This window comes from Ensifer sp. Root1252, assembly GCF_001425885.1.
Classification (GTDB): domain Bacteria; phylum Pseudomonadota; class Alphaproteobacteria; order Rhizobiales; family Rhizobiaceae; genus Ensifer; species Ensifer canadensis.
Window position 1 is genome coordinate 55,502 of the sequence record NZ_LMDT01000001.1, and the last position, 13,907, is coordinate 69,408.

Here is a 13,907-nt window from a genome sequence, read left to right on the forward strand (position 1 = left end):
CCGCAACGATGGCGTCCGACGAAGCTGGATGAAGGCCTATTCGAAGACGATGCTCGGCATTGCACGGCTCTTGTCGTCGCGGGCAGCCAAAACCTCAGCCCAGACCTTGGTCGCGATGTCGCGATAGATGCGGGCGATCTCGCCGTCTGCATCGGAAACGACCAGAGGCGTGCCCGCATCGGATGTTTCGCGGATGCCCATGGTCAACGGCACTTCGCCGAGGAAGGGTACGCCGATGCGCTCGGCCTCCTTGCGCGCGCCGCCATGGCCGAAAATGTCGTAGCGCTTGCCGGTGTCCGGCGCGACGAAATAGCTCATGTTCTCGATGATGCCGAGCACCGGCACTTCAACCTTGCGGAACATCGCCAGCCCTTTTCGGGCATCGATGAGCGCCAGGTCCTGCGGCGTCGAGACGATCACCGCGCCGGCGAGTGGAACTTGCTGTGCCATGGTCAATTGCGCGTCGCCGGTGCCTGGCGGCATATCGACAACCAGCACATCGAGATCACCCCAGGCGACTTCGCGCAGCATCTGCAACAGCGCCGACTGGATCATCGGGCCGCGCCAGATCATCGCCACTTCCTCGTCAACGAGGAAGCCCATGGACATGACCTTGAGGCCGTAGTTTTCCATCGGGCGGATCATCCGGCCCTCGATCTGCTGCGGCCGGCCGGAAATCTTCAGGAGGCGCGGCATCGACGGGCCATAGATGTCGGCGTCGAGCAGGCCGACTTTCAGGCCGTTGGCCTTCAGCGCCAGCGCCAGATTGACCGATGTGGTGGATTTGCCGACGCCGCCCTTGCCGGAGGCGACGGCGATGATTGCGCCAACGCCGGGAATGCCTGCCTTGGCGGGCGCGCCGCCGGCCGGACGCTGGCCATGGGCATGACCGGCATGGGCGCCGGCCGGTTGCGGACGCTGTACCGGGGCTGCCGCTGGTGCTGCCTTGCGGTCGGCCGTCAGAGCGACCATCGCCGCGCTGATTCCCGGGATTTCCCGCACCACGCGCTCTGCGGCTGCGCGCATCGGCTCCAGTTCCTTGGCCCGATCGGCCGGAACGGTGATCGAGAAATAGGCCTTGCCATCCGAAATGAAGACATCCGACACGAGCCCAAGCTCGACGATGTTGCCTTCCATGTCCGGTCCGCGGACCGTTCGCAGCTTATCAAGAACCACGTCTCTGGTGACTTCCGGCATCGCGCCCTCTCATTCTCTGCTATCTCTTGGATAACGTTTGTTATCCCTTAGATAATCGAGGCAGGGCGCTTCGCCAATGCGACATAACGGAAAAAGCAGGGCCGCCACTCACCCTGGTGTCCGTACATCCGGAATCACAAGCGTGATCCAGGGATCACACGGGGTTGGGTGGCGGCCCTTTTTGTCGCGACCTTCTTGGGCGCTGTCTTGTTTTTAGTCCCCTCTGGACATGCATCTAGCAATGCAGGATGCGTGCCAGATTCGAGGAAGAACAAAAAAGCGAATATTTTCAGTGGATTAGATGCGGCGTTGGTTGCCCGAGACCCCGAGAGCATCTGCCCAGTTTATGGGCAATGGTCTCAAATCCGCACAGGATCGGTGCATCTTTCAGCTGTGACCCACGCGGAAGACGGGGCGAAAGGCTTCGGGCCCGTCGCGCCGAACGACGGCTAGCTGATGTAGCCCTTCTTCATCGCCTTGACGACGGCCTGCGTCCGGTTCACCGCGTCGAGCTTCTTGGTGACGTGGTTGAGGTAGTGGTTCACCGTGTGCTCGGAGAGGCCGAGAATGCCGGCAATCTCGGCGCTGGTCTTTCCCGCCGCCGTCCAGCTCAGGCACTGGATCTCGCGCTCGGACAGCGACGCACTGCTGTTCTTCCACACGGAACCGATCTCGGCCAACCGGTTGTAGACATGGATCGCGATCATCTGCAGTTCCATGATCACCGTCATCGGCAGTTCGGCTTCCGGCCCCATCAGGATGACGGCGCCACGGCCGCCTTCGGCGTCATGCACCGGGAAGTAGCTGGCCTGGAAGATGGCGTTCTCGCGCAGCATCGCAATGTATTCCCGGGCTGAATCGGGCTTGCCGCCCTCGCCTTCCCAGGCATCGAGCGTCACCTGGAACGGCGTCGTCGTTTCCCGCAGCCGCTTGACGCCGGTGCTGAAGCGCAGCATCGACAGGCTGTCATATTTGTTGAGCAGCTCTGCCGGCATATTGGAAATGACCGTGGTTGCCGCCAGGCGCTCGACATCAATGGAAGGGATCGAACAGATGAGAAAGGTTTTGAAGCCGAACATCTGCGTGATCCGCCGCATATAGCGGATGATGTCGAACTGGGTCTCCAGTTTTGCGATCTCGGACGCGAAATCACCGCCCCGGGGCAGATCTGCGTCAGTCGTCCCGGTGGTCATCGTATCCTGCATTCGCGCGTTCCATGGCATTCATCAACTATCAAATAGACCGACCTGCAGGCCAATGCCAACAGATGATCGAGATTCCCTGCCCTACGCGCCCAAAAGCCTGTGTATTTCCCTACAAGCGACCTGCGCCATGCCGCAGCATCCAGCTTTGATGTGCAGGATGTGCCAATTCTCAGTTGATCAAACCGGCACGCATGGCCTTGACGACCGTTTGCACGCGATTGACCGAATCCAGCTTTCGCGTCGCCCGGTTGAGATAGTGGTTCACCGTATACTCCGATAGCGCCAGGATGCGCGCCATCTCGCTCGTGGTCTTGCCGGCGGCGGCCCAGCGCAGGCATTCGACCTCGCGGCGCGACAGGCTTCCCGAGCCGCGTCGCCCGCGCTCACGCACCTCGGCCAGCTTGCTGAACAGAATACCGGCCCACAGATTGAGTTCCTGCATCTCGTCGTTCGACACCACAGGGCGGTCGCCGCCAAAGGCAATCGCAGCCCGGTGGCCGCCAGCGTCGTGCACCGGCAGATAGATGCCGCGCGGCATGCCCGCCTGCTCAAAGACGCAGATGGCCGCGTCGCCCTTGCCATCGGCGCGGCGGCGCGCCAGTTGATGGGCATCATAGGTAAACGGTATGGTGCTGCGGCGCAGACGCTGGATCACAGGGCTGCCATTGATCAGGCCAGCGCTGTCGTAGCCTTTCAGGAACTCGACCGGATAGGTCGTCATGATGGCGTTGTCCTCAAGGCTGTTACAGCCGGTATCCGGAACGGCGAGCACAAGGAAACCACGGAAGCCGTAGGCCTCCGCAACCTGGCCGATCACCCGTCTGATATCGTCCTCGCAACAAATCGGCCCCCTCACGGACCGTCCGTCAGGAAGCATCAATGACGCCATATTCGCGCTGAAATCGATCATCTTCCGCCCTTCTCCACATCCAGCTCCGGGGAGGAGCACGGCCGCTGACGCCGCATGAAGATCACGTCAAAATTTCTATCAATGTCATAATCAACTCTGTCCGCGGGAACCGCGAAGCGAGTCTGATATATTAACGTTATCGAGCTTGGAACACTACGTCCAGTCGAAGTTTCTAATTTACCGTAAAGTGAACTCAAGGTCCACCGCGGCCCGGACCGAGGCGAATCGCGGCCTCCTCCCCGATCGCCGCCGCCGCCGTCCGTACCGCCCCCGACCAGGCGGCCAGTTGCTCCATGCTCACCCGATAGGCCGGTCCCGTAACCGAGATTCCAGCCGTCAGATCGCTACCCGAAACACGGATCGGCGCAGCCACGCAACGGATCTCTATCTCATGTTCTTCCCGATCGAAAGCGTGTCCGTCGCGGCGAATGTCCGCAATCTCCGCCAGCAACGTTTCGGCCGAGCGATGCGTATGCGGGGTGAACGCGTGGAACGCCATTTTTGCAACAAGCCGCTCCAGTTCCGGTTGCGGCAACAGCGACAGCGCCGCCTTGCCGATGCCGGTGCAATAGACGGGAGAGGCCTTGCCGATCTGCGAACTCATGCGCACCGTCTGCCGGCTTTCGACCTTGTCGACATAGACGATCTCGGTTTCCCTGAGGATGCCGAGATGCACAGTCTCACCCGTCAACTCGTGCAGGCTGCGAAGATGCGGTTCAGCAACGTCGCGGAAGCGATTGCTGGACCAGGAGCGATAGGCAAGTGTGAGCAGGCGCAGGCCCGGCTCGTAGCAGAGATCGCGCCGCTGCACGAGCAGCCCTTCCTCGACGAGATGGCTGAGCAGCCGATGCAAGGTTCCGCGCGGCTGGCCGGATCGGGCAAGGATGTCGGTGAAACGCTGCGGCCCATCCGCCATCACAACGGCCTCAAGAACGGCCATGGCCTTGCCGAGCGTGCCGGTACCCGCCACCTCACCATCCGCAAACACTGCCAGGTCTTCGCTCATGTCGCTCGCATCATTCCGGTCCCATCAAGGTCCAAGGTCCGCCATCCTATCTTGACAAGATAACCGCCGTCGCCCGATAATTCCACATAATAAAATCACGTTCCACATATTGGAACAAAGAAACCTGCAAGCGTGCCGGGACGGCGCGAATGGGGAGTGCCCGACCGATGCCGTTGCCTGCGGCCCAATTTCACGACCTGAGGGATCGCTGTATCCTTGTCACCGGCGGTGGCGCCGGCATCGGTGCGGCACTCGTCGAAGGTTTCGTTCGTCAAGGGGCGCACGTCGCCTTCGTCGACATCGACGAGGCGGCAAGCCGGGAGCTCGCCGACAGGCTTTCTGTCGAGGCCGGATATAGGCCGCTCTTCATTCATGCCGACCTGCGCGATATCGAGGCATTGAGGACAGCCGCCGAAACGGCCGCGGCGACACTTGGCGCGATCCACGTGCTCGTCAACAATGCCGCACGCGACGACCGGCAGCCGCTCGAAAGCGTCACCGAAGAGAGCTGGGACGAAAGCCAGGCCGTCAATCTCAGGCACCTGTTCTTCATGAGCCAGGCGATAGCGCCGCATATGCGCCGGGCCGGCGGCGGATCGATCGTCAACTTCTCGTCGATCGCCTTCCTGCTCAACATGGCGGAAATCCCCGCCTATGCGACGGCCAAGGCGGGCATCATCGGATTGACGAAGTCGCTTGCCGGCAAGCTTGGCCCCGACAATATCCGCGTCAATGCGATCCTACCCGGCATGATCGTTACCGAGCGCCAAAAGAAACTCTGGCTCGACGAAACGGCGATTGCAGCGATGCTGGAGAAACAATGCCTGAAGCGAAGCCTGACCGCCGAGGACCTCGTCGGCCCATGCCTTTACCTGGCGTCCAACAGTTCCATGGGCATGACGGCCCAAACGATGATCATTGACGGAGGCGCACTTTGATGACCGCAGCCTATTATGCCGCAGTCGACTGGGGAACCACGAGCTTTCGGCTCTGGATCATTGCCGAAGACGGCGCGGTGCTTGCAGAGCGGCGCAGCGGCGAAGGCATGACCACGGCCGCCAAGACCGGCTTTTCAACCGTGCTGGAAGCACATCTGGCGGCGGTGGCCGCACCGACGCACCTGCCCGTCATCATCTGCGGCATGGCGGGCGCCAAGCAGGGCTGGCTGGAGGCCGGCTACCTCGATACGCCCGCCGTCCTCTCGAGAATTGCGGCAAGCGCCGTCGCGGTGCCCGATGTCGGCCGCGACATCCGCATTCTGCCGGGTCTTGCCCAGCGCGATCAGCAGCATCCCGACGTCATGCGTGGCGAAGAGACCCAGCTGCTCGGCGCTGCAGCCAGGCTTGGCGACGGCCGGCACCTCGTCTGCATGCCCGGAACCCACAGCAAATGGGTGCGGCTCGACGGCGGCAAGGTCACCGGTTTCTCGACCTTCATGACCGGCGAATTGTTCGACGTGATCGCCAGGCATTCCATTCTCAGCCATTCGGTCGCGGATGCGCAGGTTTTTTCCCGCGACCATCCCGCGTTCCTCGCCGCCGTCGCGGCGGCCTACGCCGACCCGGCGCTCGCCACCAACCTGCCGTTCGGCGTGCGGGCCGGGCAATTGCTGCACGGCACGACGGCGACGGACGCCAAGGCGACGCTGTCGGGTACGCTGATCGGGCTTGAGATCGCCGGCGCCCTGGCAGCGGCCGGAACCGTCGATAGCGTCTGCCTCGTCGCCTCCGGCTCTCTCGGTGCGCTCTATCGCGAAGCACTTGCAAGCCTCAATCTTAGCCCCCGGATCGTCGACGCCGACGAGGCCGTGCGCGCCGGCCTTTCGACTGCCGCACAGGCAATCTGGCCCCTCTGACCGAAAGACTGCTGATATGAACCGTATCCCCTTTCCGCCGATGAAATACCCGCTGGTCGCCATCCTGCGCGGCCTCAAGCCCGAGGAAACCGAAGGCGTCGTCGGCACGCTGATCGAGGCGGGCTTCACCGCGATCGAGATCCCGCTCAATTCGCCGGACCCGTTCCGGTCGATCGAAACCGCGGTAAAGATGGCGCCGCAGGGCTGCCTGATCGGCGCCGGCACGGTGCTGACGACCGCGCAGGTCGAACAGCTTGCCGATGTCGGCGGACGGCTGATGGTCAGCCCCAATGTCGAGCCGGCAGTGATCCGGCTGGCGGCGCAAAAGGGCATGGTGACCATGCCCGGCGTCTTCACCCCGACGGAGGCGCTCGCGGCCGCTGCGGCAGGCGCAACCGGCCTCAAATTCTTCCCGGCAAGCGTGCTCGGCCCTTCCGGGATCGCCGCGATCCGCACCGTGCTGCCGACCGATGTCGAAGTGGCAGCCGTCGGCGGCGTGTCGGAGGAGAATTTCGCCGACTATGCCAAGATCGGCATCAGAAGCTTCGGGCTCGGATCGAGCCTCTACAAGCCCGGAATGAGTGCCTCCGACGTCGGCAAGCGCGCCGTCGCGACAGTCAAGGCCTACGACGCCGTCTACGGAGCACGATGATGAGCGATAGTATTCCTTTTGCCGGCAGCATCCTTTGCGGAGCGACCTCGATCCTCGGGGAAGGCCCAACCTACGACCCCGGCAGCGGCACCGCCTGGTGGTTCAACATCAAGGGCCAGGAACTGCACGAACTGCACCTCGAAACCGGCCGCAAGGCCGTGCATGCGCTTCCGTTCCTCGGCAGCGTCCTTGCCGTCATCGATCCGCTCCGGCAACTGATCGTTTCCGACCAGGGGCTGTTCCTGAGAGATACGCAGACGGGCGCGTTCAGCCTCGTGACGACGCTGGAGGACAAGCCCGGCAACCGCTCGAACGACGGCCGCGTTCATGCGTCCGGTTCGCTGTGGATCGGCACCATGGGGCGCAGCGCCGAAAAGGGAGCGGGCGCGATCTATCACGTCGCCGGCACGCAGGTGACTAGGCTCTATGACCGGATCACCATTCCCAACAGCATCTGCTTTTCGCCTGACGGAACCGTTGCCTATTTCGTCGACACCGATGTCAACCACCTGATGCGCGTCGACATCGATGCCGAGACGGGATTGCCAACGGGCGAGCCCAGCCTGCTCGTCGACAGCAGCGGCGAGGCCGGCGGCATCGATGGCTCGGTCTGCGACGCCGACGGCTTGATCTGGAATGCCCGCTGGGGCAGCGGCACGGTCGACGTCTATAGGCCCGACGGCGTGCGTCTCACGCGCTATGCGATGCCGACGACGCAGCCGAGCTGCACGGCCTTCATCGGGGCGAAGGCCGACCGCATGCTGGTGACGTCGGCCTGGCAGGATCTGGACGAAGCGGCGCGCGCAGCTGATCCGCATGCCGGCAAGACCTTCGAACTCGGCGTCAGCGTCAACGGCCGGTTCGAGCCGTCCTTCCGCCTCTGATCGGAAACCCTACAGCACCGCGCGTCTTATTAGACGCGCAAAGGTCGCTGTAGCACTTTGAAGTGCTGCATGTTTTTTCCTTAAATCGAATGGGATTTTAAAGAAACATGCAGTAGCGAAGCGCCAATAAAAAGTCATACAATTCATCCACGCGATCAATCGCATGGTGAGGAGGAAGCTTGAATGAGCGACAAGAAGAAAGAACTGCGCAGTCGGCACTGGTATGGCGGCACCCACAAGGATGGTTTCATCCATCGCTCCTGGATGAAGAACCAGGGATTTCCGGACCATGTCTTCGACGGGCGCCCGATCATCGGCATCTGCAACACCTGGTCGGAACTGACCCCATGCAACAGCCACCTGCGCATTCTGGCTGAGGGCGTCAAGCGCGGCGTCTGGGAGGCCGGCGGCTTTCCGGTCGAGTTTCCGGTGTCCTCGCTTGGCGAAACGCAGATGCGGCCGACGGCGATGTTGTTTCGCAACCTGCTCGCCATGGACGTCGAGGAGGCAATCCGCGCCTATGGCATCGACGGCGTCGTGCTGCTTGGCGGCTGCGACAAGACGACACCCGGCCAGCTGATGGGCGCGGCTTCGGTGGACCTGCCGACGATCGTCGTTTCCTCCGGGCCGATGCTGAACGGCAAATGGAAGGGCAAGGACATCGGCTCCGGCACCGACGTCTGGAAATTTTCAGAAGCGGTGCGCGCCGGCGAGATGAGCGTTCAGGAGTTCATGGCGGCCGAGAGCGGCATGTCGCGTTCGCCCGGCGTCTGCATGACCATGGGCACGGCCACCACCATGGCGTCGATCGTCGAGGCGATGGGCCTGTCGCTGCCGATGAATGCCGCACTCCCCGCCGTCGATGCGCGCCGAATGGCGCTGTCGCACATGACGGGCAAGCGCATCGTCGAGATGGTGCATGAGGATCTGCGCCTGTCGAAGATCCTGACCAAGAAGAATTTCGAAAACGGGATCATTGCCAACGCCGCCGTCGGCGGATCGACCAATGCGGTCGTGCATATGCTGGCGATCGCCGGCCGTGCCGGCGTCGATCTCTGTCTCGAGGACTTCGACCGCGTCGGCGGTCAGGTGCCGTGCATCGTCAACTGCATGCCTTCAGGCAAGTATCTGATCGAGGATCTCGCCTATGCCGGCGGCCTGCCAGCCGTCATGAACCGCATCCAGCATCTGCTGCATGCGGATGCGCCAACGGTCTTCGGCATGCCGATCAGCCGATATTGGGAAGACGCCGAGGTCTTCAACGACGACGTCATCCGCCCACTCGACAATCCGCTGCGTGCGGCAGCCGGCATTCGCGTGCTCAAAGGCAACCTTGCGCCGAACGGCGCGGTCATCAAGCCGTCTGCCGCCAGCGAACATCTGCTGGCGCATGAGGGCCCGGCCTATGTCTTCGAGACGATCGAGGACCTGAAGGCCAAGATCGACGATCCGGATCTGCCGGTGACCGAAGACACCATCCTGGTGCTCAAGGGCTGCGGTCCCAAGGGGTATCCCGGCATGGCGGAAGTCGGCAACATGCCGATCCCGCGCCGGCTGGTCGAAAAGGGCGTGCGCGACATGGTGCGCGTTTCGGACGCCCGCATGTCGGGTACGGCGTTTGGAACCGTCGTGCTGCATGTCAGCCCGGAATCGAACGCCGGCGGGCCGTTGGCGATCGTCAGAACCGGTGACCGCATCCGGCTCGACGCGATGAAGGGCGAACTCAACCTGATGATCAGCGAGGAAGAGTTTGCAGCCCGCATGGCCGCCTGGCAGCCGCCGGAGCAGAAATGGACACGCGGCTACTACAAGCTCTATCAGGATACGGTGCTGCAGGCGGACAAGGGCGCCGACCTGGATTTCCTCGTTGGCGGAAGCGGCAGCGAGGTTCTGCGCGAAAGCCATTGAGGATAGCTGTTGCGCCAAGCGACACGGCAGTGGAACCCCGCCCCTTCGGCGGGGTTTTCGTTTATCCGGCCGTCGATCGGCGACCGACCAGCAACTCGGTGGCCGGCGCCAACGAGCGCAGCCGCGACCAGGTCTCATAGCCATAGATGGCGAGACCAACCGCAATGAAGAGTTCCTTGTATTCGGTCGGATCCCAGATGCGCACGAGTTCCTGCGCCTGCAGCACGAACAGTTCCTGGATCGCGACGATCAGGATCGCGCCGGCGGTGAGCACTGTGAATTCCCGCCATAAGCCGCCCCGCAGTGCGAGATCGGCGATCACCAGCAGGATGATTATCGTCATCATCACCATCATCTGGGTCGGCAGCATGCTCCAGTTGTCGCTGTTGAACGCCGCCATCGGTGCGCTTGCCGCCAACACCAAAACGCTCGGCGTGAATGCTTCGAACCGCCCGAGCGCGAAACCCTTGCGAAGGTAGAGCCAGACAAAGGGCGCTAACGTCAAAAGCACGAAGCTGCCGGTATAATAGAGCAGCTCGGTGAAACCGGTTGAGATGTTGTGCAGGTTCAGTTCCTGCTGCTTGTTGAGGCCCAGCAACGCGTCGGGCGTGGAAATGCCGAACACGCGTTGCATCCAGGATATCTCTTCCATGCCGACGATGAACAGAACAAGGCTGAAGGATGCCGCGGCACCGGCCGCCAGCCATGCGACGCGATCGGCCTCACCCCGCGCCGCGCGCAATTGACCCATGGCCGCCAGCGCGAAGAACACGCTTGAGGCAAAGATCAACAGGGCGGAAAGCCACTCGAAGATGTTGTCCTCGCGGGCCAGGGCGCTGAAGATCGCGGCATCGACGCTGAAATGAAGGGCCGCCGCGGCTGCAAAGACCGGCATTGCGATGCAGATCCACAGTTCGCGGCGTGAGGCCATCCGAAGCGCGGGTGCGCCGAGCCAGGACGCATCGCGCGTGAACCCCTGAATAGCCGCAAGCGACAGACTGAGCGACACCCATGCATGCCAAAGATTGTAGGGTTCGATCTCAGGCATCCGCTCCGAAAAATAGCGCACGCCGAACAGGCTGCGCTCGATCCCGACAAGGCAGACCATCACCAAAACGGAAAGCAGGGAAACGGAGAGAAATCGCCGTGGCAGAAACATGGGGAACCGTCCAGATCAACAGGATGGAATATCCACGAAGAATGCTCCATCCCGTCTTCAGCAAGTATAGGCAAGAACACTCAATATTGTATGAATGTAAAGCAGAACTCAATAAACCACTAAAATACATAGCCGGAGTGATGACGCTCCGATATCTGCCGAAAGGTGAGCGACGACCACCGGCGATATTGATCTGCGACCATAGAAGTTTGGCGCATGACTGCCAGAATTCCGGCGCGATCAGTCGAATTTTTCTGGAACCGTTTCTGCCGCCAGGCGTTGCTTTGGTATCACCGGTGCGGTGGAAACCTGGCGACGATCAGGACCGCGCCTTGATCGACAACGTCAAGGAAAGGCAGTTTGAGATGACCAAGAAACTTGTATCTTCCGTTGCGGCCGGTGCGCTTATCGCGAGTGTTGCGTTCGCGCCGATGACCTTCGCTCAGGACGCCACCCAGCCTAAGCCGGCCGAGCCGCAGACGATGGAAATTCAGCCGGCTCCGGGTGCCGAAGCACCTGCAGACCAGGCGCAGACGACACCGCCGGCAACCACCGAAGCACCTGCTGTCACGGCCCAGTCTGACGGAACGTACCTGACCGAACAGGCCAGTGACCAGATCGCGACCAGCACCTATGTCGGCCAGACCGTCTATAATGCCGGCGACGAAAATGTCGGTGAGATTAACGACCTGATCATCAAGAAGGATGGCGGCGTTGTAGCTGCTGTGATCGGTGTCGGCGGCTTCCTGGGCCTCGGTGAGAAGAACGTTGCGGTCCCGTTCGATCGCATTCAGATCTCCGAACAGGCCAATACGGATGCCTTGAAGCTGACGACGACGGAAACCGCCGAAACCTTGAAGGCGGCTCCCGAGTTCAAGACCAAGGCGCAGCAGGTCGCCGAACAGCTCGCCAACCAGCCGGTTGACACGTCGACGACCTCCTCGACCACCGGAACGGCACCGGCTACCCCGATGCAGCCGGCACCGGCTGAGGGTACCCAGCAGTAAGCTGGATCGTTAGACGACCAGAAGATGGAGCGGCGGTGCTTTCACCGCCGCTCGTTTTGTTCAGAAAAGCACGCCGTAGCGCAGCGCATCATAGATGCCGGCATGGATGTTGCGGCTGGCGACGGCATCGCCGATGCGGAACATGTCGAAGCCGGCGCCCGGGTTGCGCAGTGGGATCGGGTTTTCGCCGCGAAGCAGCGCCTTGTAGTCGACGGCGCCCAGATTGCGAGAAATCGGCTTCAATTCGCGGTAGAGATCGTCCATCGGCACGGTGCCGTGCTCGACCACCACCTGCGCCACCCGGCGTTCGCTCGATGCCGTGTCAGAAAAATCGGAACCGAGCGTCGCCACCAGCCCATTGCCTTCCCGCCGAACCGACCGGAGGCGGGTGTTGATCGTCACACGCACATTGTGATCTGCAAACGCCCTGGCGTAAGGCACATGGTTCATGCCGCCGACTTCGGGCGCGAACATGCGCTCGGGCGAGATGATCTCGAGCTCGACGCCAGCGCGCGCAATCAATTCGGCCGCAGTCATGCCGCTATGGGCGCCGTTGTCGTCATAGAGCAGCACGGGTCCCTCCGGCTTCACCGCACCGGCGATGATATCCCAGCTTGAGACAACCAGTTCGTCCCCCGCCTCCAGAGCCGGGTTTTGGGCGATGCCGCCGGTAGCAACGACGACAAGATCGGGCGACCGCTCCAGAACATCGTCGACGCCGGCAAAGACGTTGTAGTGGATCGGCACGCCAAGCCTCTCCAGCTCCGACAGCCGCCAGTCGACGATGCCGATCAGTTCCTTGCGCCGCGGATTGCGCTGGGCAAGCAGAATCTGCCCGCCCGCCTCGCCGGTAGCCTCGATGATCTCGACCACATGGCCGCGCTCGGCAAGCACACGCGCCGCCTCAAGGCCGGCCGGACCGGCACCGACGACGACGGCCTTTCGCTTCGGCCCTTCGCTTCTGGAGATGACGTGTGGCACGATCGCCTCGCGCCCAGTCGCCGCATTGTGAATGCAGAGTGCGCCGCCACCCTCGTAGATACGATCGAGACAGTAGGTCGCGCCGACGCAGGGGCGTATCTGGGCTTCCCGGCCCTCTTCGATTTTCCGGACGATATGCGGGTCGGCGATATGGGCACGGGTCATGCCGACCATGTCGAGTTTGCCCTCGGCTATCGCGTGGCGTGCGGTGGCGACATCGGCGATGCGGGCCGCATGGAAAACCGGAAATTTGGTCGCCGCCCTGATTTCGCCGGCAAAATCGAGATGCGGCGAGGCGGCCATGCCCTGGATCGGGATGACCTTGGTCAACGGCGCATCATGGTCGATGTGTCCGCGGATGATGTTGAGGAAATCGACCTTGCCGGAGTTTGCCAGGCGGCGGGCGATCTCGATGCCTTCTTCCTTCGAAAGCCCCTTCTCCCAATCCTCGTCTGCCACCATGCGCATGCCGACGATGAAATCCGGCCCGACGGACTTGCGGATGGCGTCGAGCACCATGTGGGTAAAGCGCAGGCGGTTGTCGAGCGAGCCGCCGAAGTCGTCGTCGCGCTGGTTGGTGGCAGGCGACCAGAAGCCGTCCATCAGATGGCCGTAGGCCTCAAGCTCTATACCATCAAGGCCGGCGGCCTGCATGCGGGCGGCGGCTGTCGCATAGTCGCCGACGATGCGCTCGATATCCCAGTCTTCGATCTCCTTTGGAAACGACCGATGCGCGGCCTCGCGCACCGGCGAGGCTGAGAGAACCGGCAGCCAGTCGCCCTTGTTCCAGCCGGTGCGGCGGCCGAGATGGGTGAGCTGGATCATCACCGCGGTGTCGTGCTCATGACAGTCGTCGGCGATCTTCTTCAGCCAGGGCACGATCTCGTCGGAATAGGCGTGGAGATTGCCGAAGGCAGGCGGAGAATCCTCCGAAACGATGGCGGAACCCGCCGTCATGGTCAGCGCCATGCCGCCCTTGGCCTTCTCAAGATGATAGAGGCGGTAGCGATCCTTCGGCATGCCGTCTTCGGAATAGGCCGGCTCATGGGACGTCGACATGATCCGGTTCTTGAGCGTCAGATGCTTGAGGCGGTAAGGCTGGAGCAGTGGGTCTTTCGGCAGCGTCATTTCTGTTCCCTTGAG

At 62.3% G+C, this 13,907-nt stretch carries 12 protein-coding genes; 6 read left to right on the plus strand and 6 right to left on the minus strand.

Features of this window, described 5'->3' with window-relative positions:
- Positions 1-36: 36 nt before the first annotated feature.
- The 4 genes from apbC to ASD02_RS00270 form a co-directional block, all read right to left on the minus strand.
- Positions 37-1,197, minus strand: coding sequence for an iron-sulfur cluster carrier protein ApbC (gene apbC / locus ASD02_RS00255; protein WP_025426093.1), 1,161 nt, complete (start codon positions 1,195-1,197; stop codon positions 37-39).
- 449 nt (positions 1,198-1,646) lie between these two features.
- Positions 1,647-2,402, minus strand: a complete 756-nt coding sequence (locus tag ASD02_RS00260; protein ID WP_025426092.1) for a LuxR family transcriptional regulator — start codon at positions 2,400-2,402, stop codon at positions 1,647-1,649.
- A gap of 169 nt (positions 2,403-2,571) precedes the next feature.
- The gene (locus ASD02_RS00265; RefSeq protein WP_025426091.1) at positions 2,572-3,312 is read right to left on the minus strand and encodes an autoinducer binding domain-containing protein; all 741 of its coding nucleotides are present in this window, start codon (positions 3,310-3,312) and stop codon (positions 2,572-2,574) included.
- Between the two features lie 193 nt (positions 3,313-3,505).
- On the minus strand, positions 3,506-4,318 hold the full coding sequence (locus ASD02_RS00270; protein WP_025426090.1) for an IclR family transcriptional regulator: 813 nt from the start codon (positions 4,316-4,318) through the stop codon (positions 3,506-3,508).
- 167 nt (positions 4,319-4,485) lie between these two features.
- On the opposite strand from ASD02_RS00270, the gene ASD02_RS00275 reads away from it, so the two are divergent.
- From ASD02_RS00275 to ASD02_RS00295, 5 genes are all read left to right on the plus strand, one after another.
- A complete protein-coding gene (locus ASD02_RS00275; RefSeq protein WP_057211578.1) occupies positions 4,486-5,256 on the plus strand; it encodes an SDR family oxidoreductase in 771 nt (256 codons plus the stop codon).
- Positions 5,253-6,173 carry a 2-dehydro-3-deoxygalactonokinase gene (locus ASD02_RS00280; protein WP_025426088.1) on the plus strand — a complete coding sequence of 307 codons (921 nt, stop codon included), beginning with the start codon at positions 5,253-5,255 and terminating at the stop codon, positions 6,171-6,173. Before ASD02_RS00275 ends, ASD02_RS00280 begins: the two co-directional genes overlap by 4 nt.
- A 16-nt stretch (positions 6,174-6,189) precedes the next feature.
- Positions 6,190-6,825, plus strand: a complete 636-nt coding sequence (locus tag ASD02_RS00285) for a 2-dehydro-3-deoxy-6-phosphogalactonate aldolase (protein WP_025426087.1) — start codon at positions 6,190-6,192, stop codon at positions 6,823-6,825.
- Positions 6,825-7,709: an SMP-30/gluconolactonase/LRE family protein gene (locus ASD02_RS00290; protein WP_025426086.1), complete on the plus strand. Its 885-nt coding sequence runs from the start codon at positions 6,825-6,827 to the stop codon at positions 7,707-7,709. Before ASD02_RS00285 ends, ASD02_RS00290 begins: the two co-directional genes overlap by 1 nt.
- A gap of 183 nt (positions 7,710-7,892) precedes the next feature.
- A complete protein-coding gene (locus tag ASD02_RS00295) occupies positions 7,893-9,617 on the plus strand; it encodes an IlvD/Edd family dehydratase (RefSeq protein WP_025426085.1) in 1,725 nt (574 codons plus the stop codon).
- Positions 9,618-9,678: 61 nt separating this feature from the next.
- On the opposite strand, the gene ASD02_RS00300 is transcribed toward ASD02_RS00295, so the two are convergent.
- Entirely contained in the window at positions 9,679-10,776 is a 1,098-nt protein-coding gene (locus ASD02_RS00300; RefSeq protein ID WP_057221875.1) for a hypothetical protein, read from the minus strand.
- A 365-nt stretch (positions 10,777-11,141) separates the two neighbouring features.
- Here ASD02_RS00300 and ASD02_RS00305 point away from each other — a divergent pair, with 365 nt between their 5' ends.
- A complete protein-coding gene (locus tag ASD02_RS00305; RefSeq protein WP_025426083.1) occupies positions 11,142-11,783 on the plus strand; it encodes a PRC-barrel domain-containing protein in 642 nt (213 codons plus the stop codon).
- 60 nt (positions 11,784-11,843) lie between these two features.
- Here the strand turns inward: ASD02_RS00305 and ASD02_RS00310 are convergent, their stop codons facing one another.
- Positions 11,844-13,892, minus strand: a complete 2,049-nt coding sequence (locus ASD02_RS00310) for an NADH:flavin oxidoreductase (RefSeq protein ID WP_025426082.1) — start codon at positions 13,890-13,892, stop codon at positions 11,844-11,846.
- Positions 13,893-13,907 lie beyond the last annotated feature (15 nt).